This is a genomic window from Leucobacter manosquensis (genome assembly GCF_018304845.1).
Lineage (GTDB): Bacteria > Actinomycetota > Actinomycetes > Actinomycetales > Microbacteriaceae > Leucobacter > Leucobacter alluvii.
Window position 1 is genome coordinate 1641888 of sequence record NZ_JAFEVO010000001.1, and the last position, 20549, is coordinate 1662436.

The following is a 20549-nucleotide window of genomic DNA, read 5'->3' on the forward strand; positions in this document are numbered from 1 at the left end:
GACTGCCCGGCGGACACCTGCGTGCCGTGAGGCAGCTTGCTCCCGCCATCGCACGGTACTTCATCCGCCCACGGACTCGTCGAGCGCGCGTACAGCGCGCTCAGCCACAGCGTCGAGACCGACGTTCTGAATTGCCCAACGGGATACTGCGTTGTGACGCGCCACGACACTCTCCGGAGACGACTCGGCTACAGCACGCGCGGCTGACACCATAGCAGCAGCCACCTGCACGGAATCAGGAGCGACCGCAGTTCCCAATGCGGAGCCCTCGACTTCCGTGCGAACGAATTCCTCTGCTGGACCAAATCCCGAGTAGATCAAGGGAGCACCGCACACCGCCGCGCTATACAGCTTGGTCGGAAACGCGAAATCATATCCAGCCCCTGGCCGCACACTGGCCACCGCCGCAGTCGCCCGCGCGAGAATGGGAGCGATTTCTGCAGCCCCCAGAACAGGTTCGAAGGTCACCGCATGCGACACGTCAAGTTCCTGGGCACGGGTCCGGAGAGCCTCGCGTTCGGAGCCGCCGCCAATGAACCGCAATCTCGTCAGCGGGACATCGTGTAAGACAGCTGGCAGGGCGTCCACGAACACGTCTGCGCCGTGCCACTCAGAGGCAGTTCCCGCGTACACAAATTCGTGATGTTCGCCACGTTTCAGGGGGAGTTCGAAAGATCCCGCGAGTGCCCGGGTGAAACGTGCTGCGTCTACGCCGTTGCCGACCGTTACCACGTTAGCATCAGTCAGATCCGAGACGCGCTCCGTCACTCCTGCAGAAACGGAGATGACGACACGAGCACGACGAAGCGCACAACGTTCGAGCGCTTGCACCATGCGCACCATCCACGCCGGCGCGTCCGTCTGAGCCGCGGCATCGGACCAGATGTCAGCAGCATAGTAGGCATATGGAGTGCGTCTCACCCACGAAGCGAGGCGAACAAAAAAGCCGGTCGTCGGTGGGGGCTCGGAAATGACGAGGTCCCGCTTCGGCCCGAACACCAAGCGAAAGAACAAGGGGACATCGAAGCTCAGATACGGGAGGTATCCGCGAACATAGCCACTGGAATCGCGCAGCACGGGAAACCGCCTGACACGGTATCCCGTCGCTTCCGGCTGGGCCACTCCAGCGCGAAGCCGAGCTGGCGGGCGTACCGTAAGTACGTCGACGTCATGTCCGGCCTCGACCAAGGCCCGCGCCAGAGCAGCGAGCCGGAACGAAGCAGCGCTCGGTTCGGGATCGAAAATGCGACTTGCGATTGCGATCCTCAAGCTGACGCGGCCCCCGAGATCATGACCCCGCCCCGGCGACCTGAGTCACCGCAGCGATGATGCGATCAATATCCCCGCCGCTGAGAGACGGGTGCACCGGCAGCGACAGGACCTCTGCGGCGGCACGTTCGGTCTCAGGCAGTTCGAGGCCAGGAGCGAACTTCGCGAGAGATGGCAATCGATGGTTGGGGATTGGGTAGTAGACGCCCGTTCCGATGTTGTGCTCCTGCTTGAGCGCCTCGCGAATACGATCTCGCTCGCCAGCATCGAGTCGCACCGTGTACTGGTGGTAGACGTGCGATGCTTGCTCGTGCACCCTTGGCGTCCGAACCCCCGCGACCCCTGCGAGGCCCTCGTTGAGCGCCGCTGCGTTGCGCTGACGCTGCGCTGTCCACCCGTCAACCTTCGTGAGCTGCACGCGACCGATGGCTGCGTGAACATCCGTCATCCTCGCGTTGAAGCCAATCACCTCGTTCGCGTACTGAGTTTCCATGCCCTGATTGCGAAGCAGGCGAACGTTGCGTGCGAGCTCCTCGTTTTCGCATGTGACCATGCCGCCTTCGCCGGACGTCATATTCTTCGTGGGGTACAGACTGAACATGGCGAAGTCTCCGATGGCGCCCACCTGACGGCCTCCCCAGCTGGCACCGTGTGCCTGAGCCGCGTCCTCATAAATCGCGATGCCATGCTCGTGAGCGATAGCTTCGATCTGATCGACGAGAAACGGGTGGCCGTACAGGTGCACAGGCATGATGCCCTTTGTGCGTGGGGAAATCGCGGCGCGCACGGAGTCGGGATCAAGCGTGAAAAAGTCGGGCTCGATATCCACGAACACCGGAGTCGCACCGGTGAGCGCGACCGAATTGCCGGTCGCTGCGAAGGTGAAGGACGGGACGATGACTTCGTCACCCGGGCCGACTCCGGCGGCGAGTAGTCCGAGGTGCTGACCGCTCGTTCCCGAGTTCACCGCAACCGTCGCACGCCCTGCCGCGAAGTGCGCACCGAACTCCTGTTCGAATGCAGCAACCTCAGGGCCCTGCGCGATCATGCCAGAGCGCAGCACTCGGTCGACGGCTTCCCGCTCCTCATCACCGATGATCGGCTGTGCCGGAGGGATAAATTCGGTTGCCATACGTTCTTCGGCCTCTCTTCGGCGAAATCATGCGTGTCCCCTACGAGGATACCGTTTGGCGACGCAGGGCTCATTCAGCGAGCCGGGCAAGACGGTTCACAGCGCGTCAAGCAACGAACGCAGCACCTTTCCGGAGACCTCGGCAGTCGCGTGCTGGCGCACCCAGCGCTGCCCTGCCTCGGCCTGCGCCAGAAGCTGTTCAGGTCTCATCTGGAGAAGTTCTCGCAGTTTCTCGGTCACCTCGTAATGACGCGTCACGACCCAGGCGTCATTCGATCCGACGGGAAGGTCCGTTTCCACGTGTTCGTCCGCGCTCGACATCATGACCGCGCCGGCGGCCATCGCCTCAACGCCGAACATTCCGGGCATATGCGCATAGAACTGATTGAGCACGATGTGGGAGCGTTCGAGAGCCTCCGTGACCTCAGTGTGCGGCACGCCGGAGAGTTCCACGTACTCGAATGCAAGACCTTCGGCACGCAGCGCAGCAACGGCCGCGCGCACCAGCTGAGTCCCCTTGATGATCGGAGACGAAGGTGCGTGCAACACCACGCGAGGGCCGGGTAGGTTGAACTTCGTGAGGTCCGCGGCGATGCGCTCCTGCGGGTAGAAGTAGCGGAACGGCTCAGTGTCGCGCGTGAGATATCCGCACTGATCGACTGCCGCGGTGAAGATCACGTCGGCGTACCGATCCGCGGCTTCCGCGATTCCACGTCGAACGCGATCGTAGGCTTCGGTTCCAAAGATCGGCTTGATCTCGGGCAAGTACGTCGCGATGTTCGGCAGACCCGTATCGCGTTCGTGAGCGCGCATGATCGGGATCGAACGGATGTCGGAACCAGTGAAGTAGCACACCAGCTTCACCCCTCGCTCCTTCAGGAATGAGAACTCGAATACGCGGAGGTCGGACTGTGCGCGGAGAAACCCTCCCGGTCCGACGTAGATGAAGCCGCGAGCCCGCGCCGCGAGCTTCCCGAAAATCCAGGCGTCGCGAATGGCGCTTCCAGCCCACCCGCCCGGCACAGGACTGGGCTCATAGTCGTAGCCGCCCGCGTAGAACGGGTGCGGTTTGAGCACAGCGGTATACGAACCGGGCAGCGACTGCGCCATACTGCGAACCATGGTCGCCGTCTCTTCCGGACCGATCACCCAGCTGATCGGAGCCACAGTCGATCGCCTTCGAGCTCTGCGAAACGACACCGCCGCGATCACGCGCTGCAGCGGCACGACGATCTTGCGCACCAACGCGGACACTACTTCGCTTCCTCTAGGCCTTCACCGGGCAGAGGCCTCAGGCCTGCGCCTCGAGTACATTTCTGAGCGTGTCGACCACGCGCCGCACTTCTTCCTCGCCCAACTGGGGGTAGAGCGGCAGAGTGAGCGCAGAGTGATGCGCTCGCGTCGCGTTCGGCAGCTGTTCGTCGACGATGCCGTAACGCTCTCGGAAGTAGGGCTGCAGATGCATGGAGTAGGTACCGAGCGTGGTCTCGATTCCAGCCTCGCGCATGGCGTCGATGACCGAGTTCCGATCGATGCCTGCTTCGAGCAGCACGACGTACGACTGGTAGGCGTGCTCTGTCCCCTCCGGCACCACGGGTGCAGCGACGCTCTCGATCGAGGCGAGCGCATCGGCGTATACCTTCGCAAGTGCTCGGCGCTGCTGCAGGATGTACTCCAGCTTCACCATCTGCGCGACGCCAATCGCGGCATGCACGTCACTGAGCCGATAGTTGTACCCTGCGTCGATGAACGACATGTAGTGGCTGCCTCGCACCGCACCGTGGGTGCGCAGCACCGCGACGCGCTCCGCAAGCTCGTCGTCCGCAGTGGTGATCAGCCCGCCCTCGCCCGTGGTGATGATCTTGCGGGGATGGAAGGAGAAGACCCCGGCGGTTCCCAGAGATCCTGCCTGCCGTCCCCGATATGTTCCGCCCAGCGCGCAAGCGGCGTCCTCGATGACCGGGACACCGATCTTTGCTGCCGAGGCATTGATCCCGTCCATATCCGCTGGGAGGCCAAACGCGTGCACCGGCATGATCGCCTTCGTGCGCTCGGTCACCGCAGCAGCAATGAGCTCCGGGTTCATGTTAAACGTGGCAAGGTCGATATCCACGAACACCGGGACCGCGCCTTGCTGAATCACAGCGTTCGCGGTGGCCGGGAAGCTGAAGTCGGGGATGATGACCTCGTCGCCCGCTTCCACGCCCGCCGCATGCAGCGCGAGATGCAGGCCGGTGGTCGCGGAGCTCGTAGCGAAGGCGTGCGGAACGTCGACGAGCTGGGCGACCTGGCGCTCGAACTCTGCGGCGCGCGGCCCCTGAGTGAGATAACCCGACTCGAGTACCTCAGCAACGGCAGAGAGCTCTTCCGCCCCGGTCAGCGGCACATTCAAGCGCATCATCAGGCGAGCACCCGCTCGTAGAAGTCAATGGTTTCCGCGAGCGCGTCGGCGTTCAGCACCTCAGGCTGTCTGCCGACCAGTTCCTTGAGCTTCGAAACGTCGGCCATGTGCCGGCGCACGTCACCGGGTCGCTCCGCGACGTGCTCGATCGGGTGATCCGGCTTTCCCATGATCTCAAGCATGCGGGCGATCAGCGTGTTGATGGACGTGCCGACGCCTGTCGCCACATTGATCTCTTCACCACGGCACCCTGGCGTGTCGTGGATGGTGACAGCAAAATCAACGGTGTCGCGGACAAAGGTGAAGTCGCGGCTCTGCTCTCCGTCACCGTGCACCAGGATCGGTTCGCCCGCCCGCACCTTCTGGACGATGATCGGAATGATTCCAGCGTAAGATCCAGGATTCTGACGGGGGCCGTAGTTGTTGAACGGCCGCACGATCGTCGCATCGATGCCGAAGGTGCTAACGAACGCGCGCAGAATGTGATCCTCTGCCGACTTGGCGGCGGCATACGGCGTGAGCGCGTCGTGCGGGTGATCCTCGTCCATGGGCACGTATCGTCCCGAACCGTAGGCCTCCGAACTCGACATATGCACGAGGCGCTCGATGGAGCCGCGGCGCGCGATCTCACAGAAGGCGCTCGTGATGCCGATGTTCGTCTGCATGGTGAAGTGCGGGTAGCTCAGCGAAGTGGGCAGGGGAATCGTCGCGAGGTCGAACACGGTCTCGACCTCGTGCTGCTCCACCACGTCTTGCATTGCGGAGAGGTTCGACGCATCGAGGCGCACCACCTCGAGATCGGCGCCGGTGCGCTTCGCGTCATCGAGGTTGTGCTCATTGCCGAGGAAGAAGTTGTCGACCACGACGATTCGGCGAGCGCCCTCTTTTACGAGTCGGTCGACCAGATGGCTGCCGATGAAGCCGGCGCCGCCCGTCACGAGCACGGAGCGATCTCGAATAGTCACTGAAACTTCCTCTCCTGCGGCGGCTGCACCCAGTGGGCAGCACGTTCTGAAGCCAGCTCACAGACTAACATCTTGTCTATCCGCACCCGCTGCACCGTCGAGAGAGCGAGTTCCACCGATGAACCACCCCGAGGGCCACGGCGGGCTTCCCGCGAATCCGTTCCACCCACATGCTTGGTTCGTTGGCGAGCCCCGCATCGGCGAAGGCTGCTGGATCGGGGCGTTCTGCGTCATCGACGGAAGCGGTGGCCTTTCGATCGGGAGGGGGTGCAACCTCTCTGCGGGCACACAGATTTACACGCATTCCACCGTCGCGCGCTGCATTTCAGAGGGCGAGCGCCCCATCGAGCGCCGGTCCACGACCCTCGGCGATTATGTATACGTGGGGGCGAATGCCGTGATCCTGATGGGTAGCGTGATTGGAGACCACTGCGTAGTAGCGGCGGGTGCGGTCGTTGCGGAAGGCACAACCGCACCGCCTTTCAGCGTCCTGCGCGGCGTTCCTGCGCAGGTGATCCCAGGCGCGGCTCGCAAATTCGCTGCCGAGCATGTGAGCGAACTCGACAACGAACCTTCCTGACGCGCCTCACCTGGGCTGCACACTTACCTTCCCGTCCTTCAGAATGAGCGTTCCGCCCTGGAACTGCTGCGACACGACCCCCGCCCGGGAGAACTCGTCACCGAGGGGATAGCCCAGAGTTCCGTAGATGCCGCCGGCCTGCTCGTTGTAGTACCGATAGATGGGGCTCGAGTAGCGCATGATCACAGCGACGCCGCCTTGATCCGCCTGCACGATCATTCCCCCGGCGAAGAGACTCAGCCATGCACTTCCCTTCCCCTGCACGGTGTAACGCCGAGGGCTTCCCTGCTGTTCTCCGAGCTCGCCCGCGGCCCCGCCCGCGGTGACGTACCGTTCGGAGGTCCCCTTGGGCAGCGCTGAGGCACGCCCCTGCGCGTCGACGACAACCGTGCCGTTCTGGAACTGCTGCGTGCGCGCCCCGTCCCCGCTCCGCACTTCATCCGCGATCGGGAAGCCCAACCATCCGTAGATGCCGCCCTCCTGATCGTTGTACCGCGCGTATACGGGGCTCGTATACGACATCGCAGCCACAGTGCTCGAGCCGTCAGCCACAATCTGCAGGCCGTTCTGGAAGAGTTGCAAGGTTCCGCCGCCGTTGACCGCATAAGCACGAGGGTTCGCTACAGGGAATCCGTAGTCGCCGTAGATTCCGCCGAGCACATCGTTGTAGTGCTGGAAATGCGCGCCCGTGATGTAGCTGGTCTTCTGGGACTTGCGTTCGGTCGTGATGATGCCCCTCTCGAACTGAGTCAAGTCGCCTCCGCCGTTCGCGGTGTACGACCGCTTCGGAGCAGTGACCAGCCCGAGCGGTTCCCCGGCGGTCTCTGCCGCGCGATAGGCACGGAACTCGGCGCCGCTTACCTCGATCACAGCGCCACCCCGCTGTACCAGCAGACCATTCTGGAATTCCTGCTGAATCACTCCTGGAGCGACGGTCTCAGCGTTCTTCATGGGATACCCGAGACGACCTCTGATGCCCCCGACGGCGGCGGTGTTGTACGTGGAGTAGATCGCGCCAGGCGCCATGAAGACCGGCCTCTTCGCGCCCGTCGCTTGCGCGATAAAGCCGCGTTGGAAGTTCTGCAGCTTACCGCCGGTGTATGACTGCCACACTGACACCGGGAATCCCAATTCACCGTAGATACCACCCACCTCTGGGCTGTTGTAGAGGTCGTACACGGGGCCGAACGTCATGCTCGCGGTCACATTGGCAGCAGTCGAAGTCGTGATGAAACCTCCCTGGAACCATTGCAGCACGCCTCCACCATTCGTCGTGTACTGTGCTGGTTCCGCGACCGGAGCGCCGAGTTCGCCTCTGACGCCGCCAGTCTGCCCGTTGTAGTGGGTGAACACCCTGCCGTATGGGATGCCCACGGTCTTTCCGCTGCGCATCTCCGTCGTGATGATCCCGCCCTCGAAGTGCTGCAGCCAGACCCCTCCCTGGAAGCGGGTGCTGTAGAACGCTCGCGGGGCGGTCGGGAATCCATACGTGCTTTGGCCGGCTCCGCGCGCATTCCAGTACTTAGCGATATCAGCAAGCACCGGAATGGACTGTCTGGGATCACCGAACCAGGTCTTGTAGAAGTTGTAGAAATTACGGTTGCCGTAGCTTGAACAGCTATCGCCCGTACCCCAACCTGCGTTCAGCGCAGCCTGGTTCGGGCGATACGGCGTGTAGATGTAGAGCGCGGCAGTCGCCCAGTTCTCGATGTAAACGTTGGAGGTACCGCAGCCCGCATTCGGGTGCCATTGGATGCGGTTGTTCTGGAACGGCTTGTAGTTGTAACTGTTCGGGTTCGCCCGGTACACCTGCAATTGCCAGGCGGCACGGTACACCTGCTGATAGAAGCCGGTTTGCGTGGGGTCGCAGTTCGCGCTCCCTCCGGGCCCTGAATCTGGGCAGGCATACCCCATCGCGACGTCGAACTGGCGTACCGTCGGCCACGAATCAGTGACGAGGCTCTGCTCCTTCTCCAACATGATCAACAGAACTCGCTGGCTGATGCCGCACGCCTGGCCGACCTTCGCGATGATCTGGGCCGCGCTTTCGCCGCTTCGTCCGCTATACGCGGCGCAGTACGCATTCGCGGGACGGCTCTGAGTGTTCATCGAGAAGTTTCGCAGACATTGAGAGGCGATTCTCGTTTCTCCCCATTTCATGCCGGCGGTTCGACCCGGGTCTCCGATTGTGCAGCGCGGCACGCGCTGATTGAGGAAGGTTTGGATCTGTCCCGCGTCGAGAGCTCGGCCGTCATAGAAATTCGCGTCCGACACGATATTGCCGGGGCTGAAGCCGTCCGTCACGTTCGCAGCCTGCGCGGGGCTCGCGCCCACTCCGGGTACAATCATCGCGGCTGCGAGAGCGATGATCGTCAACGCGCCCAACATCGCAGCGCGCACGCCTTCCCACTTCTTCATACTCGATCGCATGGAGGCTCCCCCGTTGTGAAGCCTCAGCTTCGACGTACTCTTAGTCGTTAAGAATAAGCGGTCACTCGCTCGTCTGCCAGAATAGGTGCTATGAACGCTGCCCCGACCGCCTCGAAGCGGTTCGCTGACGATGTCTGGGTGGTGATCCCTCTCTACAACGAGGCGACCGTGATCGGCGGTGTACTCGCGGAGCTCTTGCCCGTATTCCCTCAGACGGTCTGCATCGATGATGGTTCACGGGACGGTTCAGGCACTGTCGCTCGAGCGGCCGGAGCACATGTCGTCAACCACCCCATCAACCTCGGTCAGGGCGCGGCGCTCCAGACCGGGTTCCAGTACGCGCTCGAGCGCGGGGCGAAGTACGTCGTTACATTCGACGCCGACGGACAGCATCGCGTCGTCGACGCGGCGCTCATGCTAGAGCGAGCCCAGAACGATGACCTCGCCATTGTCTTCGGATCCCGATTCCTCGATGACCGCACGCAGGCCGGCGTATTGAAGAAAATCGTCCTGAAGACGGCGGTCATCGTGACGAATTGGACGACTCGCACCCGCCTCACCGACGCGCACAACGGATTGCGAGTGATTCGAGAGGACGCGCTTCGTCGCATCCATCTGCGACAAGACCGTATGGCGCACGGCACCGAGATCGTCGTGCAACTCGGTCGCACCGGCCTTCCGTACGCAGAGGAGCCCGTCGAGGTCATCTACAGCGAATACTCCAAGGCGAAGGGTCAGTCTCTGCTCAACTCGGTCAACATCCTCATCGACCTCATCATCCGGTAGGCGGCCATGTCGATCTTTCAGTTACTGCTCATTCTCGGCATCGTGTGCATCGCGACTCTCGCCGTCCGATTCCTGCCGGGCGAGCGCTCGCTCGCGCTGAAGCGCATCTTCGCAATCCTCTTCGTCATCGCAGCGGCACTCGCCATTCTGTTCCCGAACGCACTTACCGCCGTTGCGAATGTGCTCGGAATCGGCCGTGGTACCGACCTCCTGCTCTACATCTTCATCGTCGCCGTACTCGCGTTTGCCGTGGCCGTCATCCGAGCGAAAGCCCGAAGCGACGCCCGCGTGACCCAGTTGGCACGCGCCGTGGCACTCATTGAGGCGCGCCTCACTGAGCATCGTGACGAGACCGGACGAGACAGGGGCGGCGAAGCGTGAGCGCTTGGCTTCCGTTGATCCTGCCGGCTCTTCTCGCGGTCGGTATCATCGCGGTGCTCGGTCTCCCGACCGCCTTCGCACTCCGGCTTCGCGGCTTCGCTCTCGCGATCGTCGCCGTTCCCGCAGCATTTGCGGTGCTTGCCATTGCACCGATCATTTCGGGAGCGATCGGTATCCCATGGAGCTTCTTGTCTCCGGTCGCCGTAGCTGCAGCGCTCGCCCTCGTGCTCTTCAGTGTGCGCAAATGGGTCGGGCACCCCCGTGCGTTCCGTGAGTTCGGCCGGTTGCTTCCGGCGCAGCGATTCTGGCTCCCCCTCGGCGCCGCCGCGATCGGGGGCGCCGCCACGGCGACGACGCTCATGCTCAGCCTGAAATCTGCCGATGCGATTTCACAGACGTATGACGCGATTTTCCATCTCAACGCGGTGCGGCTCATTCTCGATAGTGGGAATGCATCCCCATTCGCGATGGATCTCGCGTCACCCGGAAACCCTGCGTTCTATCCCACCCTGTGGCACGGCTTCGTCGCTCTCGTCGCGCAACTCTCAGGCGCTTCGATCCCCGTTGCAACCAACGCCGTGCTGTTCACCGTCTGCGCCGTAATCTGGCCGATCGGCGTCGTGGCTCTCGGGCAGGCTATTGCTGGGCCGGCGACGCGCGTCGCGATCGTCTCAGGTGTCGTCGCCGCCGCGTTTCCGAACTTTCCACTCTCGCTCGCCGGCTTCGGTGTGCTGTACCCGAATCTGCTCTCGCTGGCACTCCTTCCGTTTGTGCTCGTCCCGGCGCTGCAACTGCTCGACCTCGGATGGGCCAGGCGAGCTCTTCCACTCAGCTCTGGCGGGCGATGGCTGCTCGGCATCGGCGCGCTCGGAGCCGCAGTGCTCGCGCACCCGAACGCGATTCATGTGCTCTGCCTGTGGCTCGCGGTACCCGTCTTGACGGCCGCTATGCGCGCATTGCGCGGGGGCCGGATTGCCAACGACTCCGGCCTGCTCGTGCTGCCGAGCCGCAGTCGCGCACTCCGCGGTGCCTTCGCGGCAGCCGGGCTCGGTGCATTCGGGGCCATCGTCATCGCCGCGTGGTACATCGGGCGCACAAGCACGAACCCATGGGAAGGCGGACATCCCACCCCATTTGGAGCCATACTCGACGCAGTCGGAACGACCCCTCGTATCGAAGGGCACAACTGGCCGATCGCCGTGCTCGTGATCTTGGGCGCCGCACTCGTCGCGTTGCGTAAGAGGCAGCGTTGGCTCCTCGGCGTCTCGCTGGTGCTGATCACGTTCTACGTCATCGCCGATGGCTTTCCGACGTCTGAATGGCGCACCTTCTTCCTCTCCCCCTGGTACAACGATCCTTGGCGGCTCGCGGCGCTCGTCCCCCTAGGCGCCCTGCCACTCGCGGTCTTCGGAGCCTCGACGGTTGCTGCCGTTGCCGGGCCAGCGATACGTCGCGCTTCCCGGATGTTCCCCGGACGGAACGCCCGTGCACGCCGTCTCTCCCTGGGCGCGATCGCCGCGCTTTTCCTCCTCGCCGCGACGCAGGGCGCCGGCGCGTTCGCCGGAGTGAACTACGTCAGCTCGAAATACGAGTTCGACCGTTGGTCGCCCCTGCTGAGCCCCGATGAGAGGGCGCTGATCGAACGCCTCCCCGAGCACGTGCCAGCCGACTCCGTGGTGGCTGACAACCCGTGGAACGGCGGCGCACTCGTCTACGCGCTGACCGGTCAAGAGGTGCTCGTGCCGCACACAGGCGGAAACTATGACCCGCGCATCACCGACATCACGAGTGGTATTGACCGGGGCACCCCCGAGGCTTGTGCCGCCGCCGCCGCTCTCGAAGTCGAGTACGTGCTCGATTTCGGCCGGGAGTTCGTCTTCCCGGAGACACCGCGCGCCGAGCCGTACTTCGGAATTTCTGGGGTCGAGGATTCCGCTACGCTCACCGAGGTCGACCGTGAGGGTGGCGCAGTGCTGTATCGCATCACCGGGTGCCGTGCGGACTGAACAGATTCGTCGATCGCGATCGACGCCTGAACCGATTGGAGAAGAAGTGACAATCAAGTACGGCCTGATCGGCCTCGGAATGATGGGCCGCCACCATGCGCGGGTGATCCGAGAGGTCGAGGGGATCGAGCTCATCGCTGTTGCTGACGCCATGGGAGACCCGCACGGTGTATCGGGGAGAACGCCCATGTTCGACTCGGTGCAGGGCCTCATCCGCGCAGGGGTGGACGCGGCAGTCGTCGCCGTTCCGACGAAATACCATGAGGAGGTCGGTCTCGCACTCGCAGAAGCCGGCATCCACGCGCTGATAGAGAAGCCGGTGGCTCACGAGTTGCCCGCTGCCGAACGCCTCGTCGAGGCGTTCGAATCGGCCGGGCGAGTCGCGGCAGTCGGGCACGTCGAGCGCTTCAATCCGGCGCTCATCAGCCTCCGCGAGCGCATCGAGAACGGTGATCTCGGCGACGTGTACCAGATTCAGACGCGCCGGCAGGGGCCCTTCCCAGCGCGCATCGCGGATGTCGGTGTGGTCAAGGATCTCGGCAGCCACGATATCGACCTCACCTCCTGGCTCGCACAATCTCCCTATGCGACCCTCTCCGCGCAGACGGCTCATCGCTCCGGACGTGAGCATGAAGACATGGTTTCGATCACCGGCAAGCTCGAGAACGGCATCATGATCAATCACCTTGTGAACTGGCTCACCCCGTTCAAGGAGCGCCTGACAGTTGTCACGGGAGAGTTCGGCGCGTTCGTCGCCGACACGATCACGGCAGATCTCACGTTCTTCGAGAATGGCACCCACGCTGGATCGTGGGACACCGTCGCCGCATTCAGGGGCGTGAGCGAGGGCACGGTGACGCGGTTCTCGCTCGAGAAACGCGAACCCTTGCGCAGTGAGCACGAGGCGTTCCGCGATGCCATTCTCGGCACCCGTGAAGATGCGGTCACACTGCGAGAGGGGACTGAGACCCTCCGTGTCGCTGAGGCCGTGATCGAGTCGGCGCAGGCGGGTGCTGCCGTGAACCTGAGGCCCGGATCGTGAGCGGCCCCGACACCGCGATCAGCTCCCACGCTTTCATCGGCGAGGGCGTCGAGCTCGGCGCGGGCGTCTCGGTCGGCCCCGGCGCAGTGATCCTCGGTCCCACCGTGATCGAGGACGGGGTGTGGATCGGAGCGGGCGCCCTGATCGGCTCACCTCCAGAGATGAGCAACCTCCGACAGAACCCTGCATGGACCGGCGAGCTGGCGCACGCGGGAGTGCGTATCTGCTCCGGCGCCGTCATACGAGAAGGCGCGGTGATCCATCAGGGAAGCTACCGTGCGACCACCGTCGGTGCCCGCAGCTGGGTGCTCAACCGTGCTTACCTCGCGCACGACGTGCTCCTCGGAGCAGATTCCACAGTCTCCGCGGGCGTGAGCGTCGGTGGGCACTGCGCAATCGGCGATCGAGTCAACATCGGCATGAACGCCGTCGTGCACCAGCGTCGCATCATCGCGGACGGGGCGATGATCGGAATGGGCACCCCGGTTACCCGCGACGTACCACCGTTTTCGAAGGTGTACGGCACACCGCCACGCATCACCGGCATCAATGCAGTCGGCTTGGAGCGCGCCGGATTCTCTGCGGACGTTCTCGACGCACTGCTGCTCGCTTATCGCGGGAATGATCAGCTCGTGAGCGGCGCTATCCCGGAGGCCCTCGAACCGCTCGCCGCCCCAGTAGCATGGTGGCGCTCGCACGGTGCGCTCGTTCCTTCAGCTGTCGCAGATAGAATCTCGTTGTGAGCGAAGCTTCCCTGCTGAATGACCCCGATTTTCGCGTGCCAGGCGCGAGTCGAGGTCTCTTCGACGTCTTCCGGCACCGGTATCTGCTCACGCTTCTGCTGAAGAAGGGAGTCGCCACCCGCTACCACGGCTCGGTGTTGGGCTGGGTCTGGTCGTATGTGCGGCCCGGAGCGCAGTTCTTGATGTACTACCTCGTGATCGGGGTTATTCTGCAGGCCGATCACGGGATGTCGTTCTTCCCGGTGTATCTCTTTGCGGGTATCGTCGCGGTGAACCTTTTCAGCGAGACGCTGCGCAACACGACGAACGCTGTCGTCGACAATGCGTCGCTGATCAAGAAGATCTATCTGCCGCGCGAGCTTTTCCCGGTCGCAGCGACTGGGGTCGCACTGGTGCATTTCCTGCCGCAGGCGGCACTGCTCTTCATCGTCGCGCTGTTGTGCGGATGGACCTTCGGCTGGTTGCAGATCGTCGCCTTCGTCATCGGCACGCTCATCATCGTCTTATTCGCGCTCGGACTCGGTTTGTTCTTCGGCGCGATCAACGTTGCCTACCGCGACGCGCGCAACTTCGTGGATCTGATCCTGATGTTCTCCACCTGGGCCTCTCCCGTGCTGTACGTCTGGAACCTCGTGTATGACCGGGCCCCGCTGTGGCTCTATCACGTCTATATGTCGAACCCCATCACGGGCGCCGTTGAACTCTTCCACGATGCCTTCTGGCTGCCGCTGGAGCCATCGATTGCCCGGCCCGACAACTTCCTCGTATACGTGCTGATCGGCTTCGCAATCTCGCTTGTCACTCTCATGATTGGTCAGATCGTCTTCCGCAAAATGGAGGGTTCCTTTGCCCAGAGCCTCTGAAGTCACTACTAAGCCTGCGATCGTACTCGAAGACGTGCGCAAGACCTTCACGATCAAGCACACGCACTCGTTCAAAGAGACCTTCATCGCTTCGATACGCCGCAAGCCGCTCTCGAGCGCTTTCAATGCACTCGACGGTATTTCTTTCACCGTCGGGGAAGGACAATCGGTTGCATTGCTCGGCCGGAACGGGTCTGGCAAGTCGACGACGCTGAAGCTGCTCTCCGGAGTTATGGCGCCGGATCAGGGGTGGGTGCGCACCCGAGGCCGAGTCGCCGGTCTCCTCGAAGTCGGAGCCGGTTTTCATCCCGACCTCACGGGTCGAGACAACGTCTATCTCAACGCCGCGATTCTCGGCATGAACAAGCAAGAAACCGACGACCATTTTCAGTCCATACTCGACTTCTCCGAGATCGGCGACTTCATCGACACAGAAGTCAAGCATTACTCGTCCGGCATGTATTCGCGTCTTGGATTCTCGGTTGCGATCCACACCGAGCTCGATGTTCTGCTCGTCGACGAGATCCTCTCAGTCGGCGATGCGCAGTTCCGCAAGAAGTGCACGACTCGGATGCTCGAGTTGCAAGATCAGGGCAAGACGATGTTTGTCGTGAGCCACAACGCGAGTCAAGTGCAGGAGCTGTGCGAACGCGGCATCGTCCTCGAGCACGGTCGCATGATCTTCGACGGCCCGATCGACGAGGCCGTCGAGTTCGTGAAGCCTCGCGATGACAACGAGCAGAATGTTCACGAAATCACCGGCGCGATCTACGACCTCTATCAGCGCGACCCGCGAAGATGGGGTCGCCCGACCGGACCTCGTATCGAGATCTCGGAGAACGGCGGTGGCTTCGTGCAAGAGTTCGACCACGGCATGATCACGACCTCGCACGCGCTTGCGTCGCGACGAGGCATCGAAGACGGCACCGTCGGCCTCGGCAACGGCGTCTTCCTCGCCGCATACCGCAGGGCGGGCGGACCAGCTGGCCCCTGGGGGTTCATGGCGGGCGCGCCGACCGGCATCCTGGAGAACTTCGAAGTGCGCACCATGGAATTCCAGAACGGAACGGCAGGGTTCGCCATCGAGGGCGGTCTGCGGTTCACCAAGAACTGACCGGATCGCAGCCCGTGCAGCGGCGATCAGACTCACCGACCGCGATGGGCCGAGCGGGCGCGCCACCCGCAGTGGAAGTATCGCGCGGCCTGGGCGTGCCAGCATACCGCGACGACATTGACGGCCTCCGCGCCATCGCGGTGCTGCTCGTCGTGGTGTACCACGTCTGGCTCGGGCGGGTCTCGGGAGGCGTTGACGCTTTTCTCATGATCTCAGCGTTCCTGCTGACAGGTTCGCTCATGCGCCGGTTGGAGTCGACCGGCGGTGTGCGGGCCCCGACGCAGTGGATCCGCAACTTCAAACGCATGTTGCCTGCTGCGTCAATCGTCATCGCGGCGACGGTCACCATCGGCGTACAGATCTTGCCCGGTTCGACGCACGAGTCGCTCTGGCGCCATGCCTGGGCGTCGCTCTTCTACTCGGAGAACTGGTTGCTCGCCTTCGAGAGCGCCGACTACTACGCCGACCACTCCCAGGCGAGCCCCCTCCAGCACTTCTGGTCCCTTTCCGTGCAGGGGCAGGTCTTCATCGTGTGGCCGTTGCTGTTCGTGCTGATCGCGCTGATCGCGAGGTTCGCGCGCGGCAGGATCCCTGCGCGCCGCATCGCCCTCGCCGTCTTCGGGGCGATCTTCGCGATCTCGCTGACGTACTCGATCCTGAGCACGGCCGCCGACCAGACCCTGGCGTACTTCAACACAGGTGCGCGGCTGTGGGAGTTCGCGGCCGGCTCGATCCTCGCCCTCACGATCCACCGACTGCGGCTCCCCGTGATCGCACGCGCGGTCATCGGCTGGATGGGACTCGCCGCCCTCATCGCCTGTGGCCTCGTGCTCGACGTGCAGGGTGGGTTTCCGGGGTATCTCGCCCTCTGGCCCGTGGTGAGCGTTGCCGCAGTCATTGTCTCCGGAAACGACGAGGACCGTCGTTATGGGCCCGCGATGCTCCTCGAGAAGCCGCTCGTTCTGGCACTCGGAAGGAGTTCATATGCGCTGTATCTTGTGCATTGGCCAGCACTCGTCTTCATCCTGGCGGCCCGAGACGGTGCACCGCTCAATCTCATCGAGGGCCTGATCGTGATCCTCTGCGCTATCGCCGTCGCTCGCCTACTCACCGCAATCGTCGATACTCCACTGCGCCGACTCGAGTGGGTCAATCGTTCGAACTGGCGAGGTGCTGGAGTCATCGTCCTCTCCATCGCGCTCGTCGCTGCAATCATCGCGCCCGCGCAGTTGGAGGCGCGCAGATTAGCAGAAACTGAAGCGACCGCGCTCGCGGAGGCTGAACAGCGGGCGAAGGAGCAGCGCACGTACCGCAACCCGGGCGCCCGCGTGCTCTTTGACGATTGGACGGGCAGGATAGCGACGAACGTCCCGCTGCGCCCCCGCCCAGCTGAAGTAGCCGACCAGTGGGGCACACTGTCCCGTAACTGCGGAGACGGAAGCATCGTCGATATTCCTTCGAGCGTGCCCGCTTGCCTCGACAACGAGATCTCCGAGCGCGAGGCCGATCGCACCATCGTCGTCGTCGGCGATTCGCACGCACAGCAGATGCTCGCACCAATCGACACCATCGGGAAACGTGAGAACTGGCGCGTCGTCTCATTTCTCCTCGGCGCATGCGCGTTCGGCCTGCGAGACGTGCAGCCGGACACCGACGGGTACTCCCGGCAGGAATGCCGGGATTGGAACGAAGATGTCATGGACCTCATCGAGGAGATCGACCCCGACGTTGTCTTCACCATCGGTACGCGGACCGTGGCGGCTGACTCCGAGAGTCCGAGCACAGCCGGGGAGAGCGAATCGGTGCCCGACGGGCTCGAGCGCGCCGTCAAGCGCCTCGGACGCATGGGGATTCCGACGATCTTGGTGCGCGACAATCCGCGTTTCACGTACAACGTTTACCAATGCGTTGAGGAGGCCGAAGAGGGAAACCGCGATGTCAACGCCGAATGCGGGATTCAGGCGCACCAGACACTGGCTCGAACGAATCCACTCGACGAGCTGAAGTCAGGGCATGTCGCCGCGCTCGATTTCAGCACCTATTACTGCCCTGACGCCTGCCCTGCGGTAATCGGAAATGTAGTCGTGTACATCGATAAGAATCACCTCAGCACGTTCTACCTCGACACGCTCGAGCCTGTCATCCACCGCGAACTCGTTGCGGCGGTCGACGATCTCGGCGCTACTTCGGGGGGAGCGTCAGAATCTCAACGCCGCTCTCGGTGATCGCGACCGTGTGCTCGGAGTGCGCCGTGCGGCTGCCCGTCGCACTCCGCAGCGTCCACCCGTCGGCGTCGAAGACGAGCTTGTCAGTGTCTGCCATCACCCATGGCTCGATCGCGAGCAGCAGACCCGGTCGCAGCCGATAGCCGCGTCCGGCGCGGCCGTTGTTAGCGACGTGTGGATCCTGATGCATCGTCGAGCCGATGCCGTGGCCGCCGAACTCCATGTTGATGGAGTACCCGGCGCCTGTGAGCACCCTGCCGATAGCGCTCGAGATATCACCCAGGCGAGCGTCGGGCCGCGCCGCGGCGATGCCTGCGCGAAGCGCTTCTTCCGTCGCCTCGATCAGTGCGACGTCTGCCGGGTCGCGCGTCTCCCCGACAATGAAGCTGATGGCGGAATCGGCTGCGATACCGTCGACGGAGAGGGCGAGATCGAGGGTGAGCAAGTCGCCATCGACCAGAGCATAGTCGTGTGGCATGCCGTGCAGGACAGCATCGTTGACCGCCGTGCAGACGTAGTGACCGAACGGCCCATTGCCGAACGAGGGCGCGTAGTCGACGTAGCAGGAGACGCCGCCTCCGTCGCGAATCATCTCCCCCGTCAGTTGGTCGAGCTCGAGCAGGTTGGTACCAACGGCTGCGCGCTCCCGGAGCGTCTGGAGAATAGCACCGACAAGGGCCCCCGCGCGTCGCGCGCGGCTCAACTGGTCGTCGTTCAATATTTCAATCATCGATCTTCATCGTACTCGTGACTGCGCGTGCACGGTCGAGCCTGTGATTCGTCCGACGAAGCTAGAGCAGAGCAGCTCAGCAGGGATACGGTGAAGGGATGAATGAAACCACTGCCCGTCGACGGGTCGGCCCACCGCGCGTCCTGACCGTCGAACGCACCGAACGCGTCAGCCCGCACCTCGTGCGCGTGCACCTCGGTGGCGAGGACTTCGCCGCGTTCATAGGCGAAGCCGATCCCGCCCGCCTTACGAAGACCGACAAGTACGTGAAGCTGCTGTTCGCGAAGCCCGAACTCGGTCTCGAGCCTCCGTATGATCTCGAAGCGCTCCGGGAGTGCCTGCCGCTCGCAGACCTGCCGGTACGACGCACCTACACGATCCGCTCGATTGACGCGGCGACCCAGACGCTCGCCATCGAGTTCGTCGTGCACGGCGACGAGGGCATCGCAGGGCCCTGGGCGGCATCTGCGAAACCGGGTGATCTTCTTTGCTTCTCGGGCCCGGGCGGAGTGTTCGAACCTTCCATGAACTCCCTCGTGCCCAGGTTGTACCTCGGGGACGAATCAGCGCTCCCCGCGATCGCGGCAGCACTGGAAGCCACGCCCGCGAGCGCGCACGGACTCGTGCTCCTCGAAGTGGGAAGCGAAGCGGATCGGATCGAATTGCGTCGCCCCGCCGGGATCGAGGTGAGATGGCTGTTCCGCGAACACGCCGATGGCACCAGCGCAGTGCACGGTACGACGCTGGTTGCAGCGGCATGTGAGCTGCCGGCCCCCGAGGTCACTCCCGAGGTCTTCGCCCACGGTGAACGAGGAGCGATGAAAGAACTTCGCGTTCTCTTGCACGACACCTGGGGCATCGAACGACGCGCGCTGTCACTCTCCGCGTATTGGGCCCTCGGCCGCGCTGAGGACGGCTTCCAGGCAGAAAAGCGCAACGCGGCCGGGCAGATCTTCGAGAGCGACTAGACGCTACGCGCGATCCCCGGGAAGCCCTCGGCTGATCAGGCGCCTGAACAGCACGCGCTTCACACCCGCGGGCAGCAGGCGGTACGCGCCCTTCATCGCGACGTTGCGCGCGTACTGCGGCACGGTCACGAAGCCCATGCGCAGCAGCTCCCGCTGCAACTTCCACTCGGTGCGGGCTTCGCGCCATCCGCCGCGGCGCGCGAACGAGCCGGAGCCGACGCGATACCGCAGCAGCGGCTCCGCGATGTTCTCGACGCGCGCCCCCGAGTCGATGAGGCGCACACCGAGCCAATAGTCTTCCATTCGCCCGAAGGGCTCGTACCGACCGATCCGCTCCAGCGCCGAGACGCGGTACATCATCGTCGGGTGGTTGAACGGGTTGTGAGTGCGCGCGTGCTCCCGGATGCGGGCGGCCCCGACGGGCGGTGTGCGGACGGAGGCCGGGCGATCCGGATCGGACTCGAACTCCGCCATCCCCGTGCCCACCAGGTCGAATCCCGCCTCGATCAGCTCCCACTGCCGGGCGAAGCGCTCGGGCACGGAGACGTCGTCGGCGTCCATGCGAGCGATGACCGGATGACTGACGGCGTCGAGCCCGCGATTGAGCGCTTCGGCAAGGCCGAGGTTCTCGGAGAGGCGCACGAGCCGAACGGGAATGGGGCTCTCGGCCACGATGCGGTCGAGTTCGGCCGCGAGCGCGTCGGGCACCGGCCCGTCTTGCACGATCACGGCCTCGGCCGGACTCAGCGTCTGCTCCCCCACCGAGCTTCGGAACGCGGTTCGCACGAATGCGGGATCGTCACCGGCGTACACCGGAAGGAGCAGGGAGAAATCGGCGGTCGGCACGTTATCCACCCTAGCGCGTGGCGTTCACCGGGCCCCTGGCCCCTGGCCCTGCCCCTTGCTCCTCCTGC

18 protein-coding genes are annotated in these 20549 nt (G+C 63.7%); 10 read left to right on the forward strand and 8 right to left on the reverse strand.

Features of this window, described 5'->3' with window-relative positions:
* Positions 1-60: 60 nt before the first annotated feature.
* The 5 genes from JSQ98_RS07605 to JSQ98_RS07625 all read right to left on the reverse strand — a co-directional run bounded on the left by JSQ98_RS07605 (position 61) and on the right by JSQ98_RS07625 (position 5767).
* The gene (locus tag JSQ98_RS07605) at positions 61-1269 is read right to left on the reverse strand and encodes a glycosyltransferase family 4 protein (protein ID WP_211649065.1); all 1209 of its coding nucleotides are present in this window, start codon (positions 1267-1269) and stop codon (positions 61-63) included.
* Positions 1270-1288: 19 nt separating this feature from the next.
* Positions 1289-2401, reverse strand: coding sequence for a DegT/DnrJ/EryC1/StrS family aminotransferase (locus JSQ98_RS07610; protein WP_211649066.1), 1113 nt, complete (start codon positions 2399-2401; stop codon positions 1289-1291).
* A 96-nt stretch (positions 2402-2497) separates the two neighbouring features.
* Positions 2498-3655: a glycosyltransferase family protein gene (locus JSQ98_RS07615; RefSeq protein WP_211649067.1), complete on the reverse strand. Its 1158-nt coding sequence runs from the start codon at positions 3653-3655 to the stop codon at positions 2498-2500.
* Between the two features lie 37 nt (positions 3656-3692).
* The gene (locus JSQ98_RS07620; RefSeq protein ID WP_211649069.1) at positions 3693-4802 is read right to left on the reverse strand and encodes a DegT/DnrJ/EryC1/StrS family aminotransferase; all 1110 of its coding nucleotides are present in this window, start codon (positions 4800-4802) and stop codon (positions 3693-3695) included.
* Positions 4802-5767: a dTDP-glucose 4,6-dehydratase gene (locus JSQ98_RS07625; protein ID WP_211649070.1), complete on the reverse strand. Its 966-nt coding sequence runs from the start codon at positions 5765-5767 to the stop codon at positions 4802-4804. Before JSQ98_RS07625 ends, JSQ98_RS07620 begins: the two co-directional genes overlap by 1 nt.
* 118 nt (positions 5768-5885) lie before the next feature.
* Between JSQ98_RS07625 and JSQ98_RS07630 the strand changes: the two genes are divergently transcribed.
* Positions 5886-6347, forward strand: a complete 462-nt coding sequence (locus JSQ98_RS07630) for a DapH/DapD/GlmU-related protein (protein ID WP_211649071.1) — start codon at positions 5886-5888, stop codon at positions 6345-6347.
* A gap of 6 nt (positions 6348-6353) precedes the next feature.
* On the opposite strand, the gene JSQ98_RS15375 is transcribed toward JSQ98_RS07630, so the two are convergent.
* Positions 6354-8651 (reverse strand): LGFP repeat-containing protein, encoded by a 2298-nt coding sequence (locus JSQ98_RS15375; RefSeq protein ID WP_211649072.1) that lies wholly within the window; start codon positions 8649-8651, stop codon positions 6354-6356.
* A gap of 216 nt (positions 8652-8867) precedes the next feature.
* Between JSQ98_RS15375 and JSQ98_RS07640 the strand changes: the two genes are divergently transcribed.
* The 8 genes from JSQ98_RS07640 (at position 8868) to JSQ98_RS07675 (ending at position 17937) form a co-directional block, all read left to right on the forward strand.
* Positions 8868-9563, forward strand: a complete 696-nt coding sequence (locus JSQ98_RS07640) for a glycosyltransferase family 2 protein (RefSeq protein ID WP_090151793.1) — start codon at positions 8868-8870, stop codon at positions 9561-9563.
* 6 nt (positions 9564-9569) lie between these two features.
* Positions 9570-9944, forward strand: a complete 375-nt coding sequence (locus JSQ98_RS07645) for a DUF2304 domain-containing protein (RefSeq protein ID WP_211649073.1) — start codon at positions 9570-9572, stop codon at positions 9942-9944.
* Positions 9941-11950 (forward strand): DUF6541 family protein, encoded by a 2010-nt coding sequence (locus JSQ98_RS07650; protein WP_211649074.1) that lies wholly within the window; start codon positions 9941-9943, stop codon positions 11948-11950. Before JSQ98_RS07645 ends, JSQ98_RS07650 begins: the two co-directional genes overlap by 4 nt.
* 46 nt (positions 11951-11996) lie before the next feature.
* Positions 11997-12992, forward strand: a complete 996-nt coding sequence (locus tag JSQ98_RS07655; protein ID WP_211649075.1) for a Gfo/Idh/MocA family oxidoreductase — start codon at positions 11997-11999, stop codon at positions 12990-12992.
* Entirely contained in the window at positions 12989-13735 is a 747-nt protein-coding gene (locus tag JSQ98_RS15380; RefSeq protein WP_211649076.1) for a DapH/DapD/GlmU-related protein, read from the forward strand. Before JSQ98_RS07655 ends, JSQ98_RS15380 begins: the two co-directional genes overlap by 4 nt.
* On the forward strand, positions 13732-14598 hold the full coding sequence (locus JSQ98_RS07665; protein ID WP_211649078.1) for an ABC transporter permease: 867 nt from the start codon (positions 13732-13734) through the stop codon (positions 14596-14598). The genes JSQ98_RS15380 and JSQ98_RS07665 overlap by 4 nt, the downstream gene beginning before the upstream one ends.
* Positions 14582-15712: an ATP-binding cassette domain-containing protein gene (locus JSQ98_RS07670; RefSeq protein ID WP_211649079.1), complete on the forward strand. Its 1131-nt coding sequence runs from the start codon at positions 14582-14584 to the stop codon at positions 15710-15712. The genes JSQ98_RS07665 and JSQ98_RS07670 overlap by 17 nt, the downstream gene beginning before the upstream one ends.
* 95 nt (positions 15713-15807) lie before the next feature.
* A complete protein-coding gene (locus JSQ98_RS07675; RefSeq protein WP_211649081.1) occupies positions 15808-17937 on the forward strand; it encodes an acyltransferase family protein in 2130 nt (709 codons plus the stop codon).
* On the opposite strand, the gene map is transcribed toward JSQ98_RS07675, so the two are convergent.
* On the reverse strand, positions 17894-18667 hold the full coding sequence (gene map / locus JSQ98_RS07680; protein WP_211649082.1) for a type I methionyl aminopeptidase: 774 nt from the start codon (positions 18665-18667) through the stop codon (positions 17894-17896). The two genes, JSQ98_RS07675 and map, sit on opposite strands and share 44 nt — an antisense overlap.
* Positions 18668-18765: 98 nt before the next feature.
* On the opposite strand from map, the gene JSQ98_RS07685 reads away from it, so the two are divergent.
* Complete coding sequence (locus tag JSQ98_RS07685) at positions 18766-19635, forward strand: siderophore-interacting protein (protein WP_211649083.1); 870 nt, start codon at positions 18766-18768, stop codon at positions 19633-19635.
* Between the two features lie 3 nt (positions 19636-19638).
* On the opposite strand, the gene JSQ98_RS07690 is transcribed toward JSQ98_RS07685, so the two are convergent.
* On the reverse strand, positions 19639-20481 hold the full coding sequence (locus tag JSQ98_RS07690; RefSeq protein ID WP_211649084.1) for a glycosyltransferase: 843 nt from the start codon (positions 20479-20481) through the stop codon (positions 19639-19641).
* Positions 20482-20549: the final 68 nt, after the last annotated feature.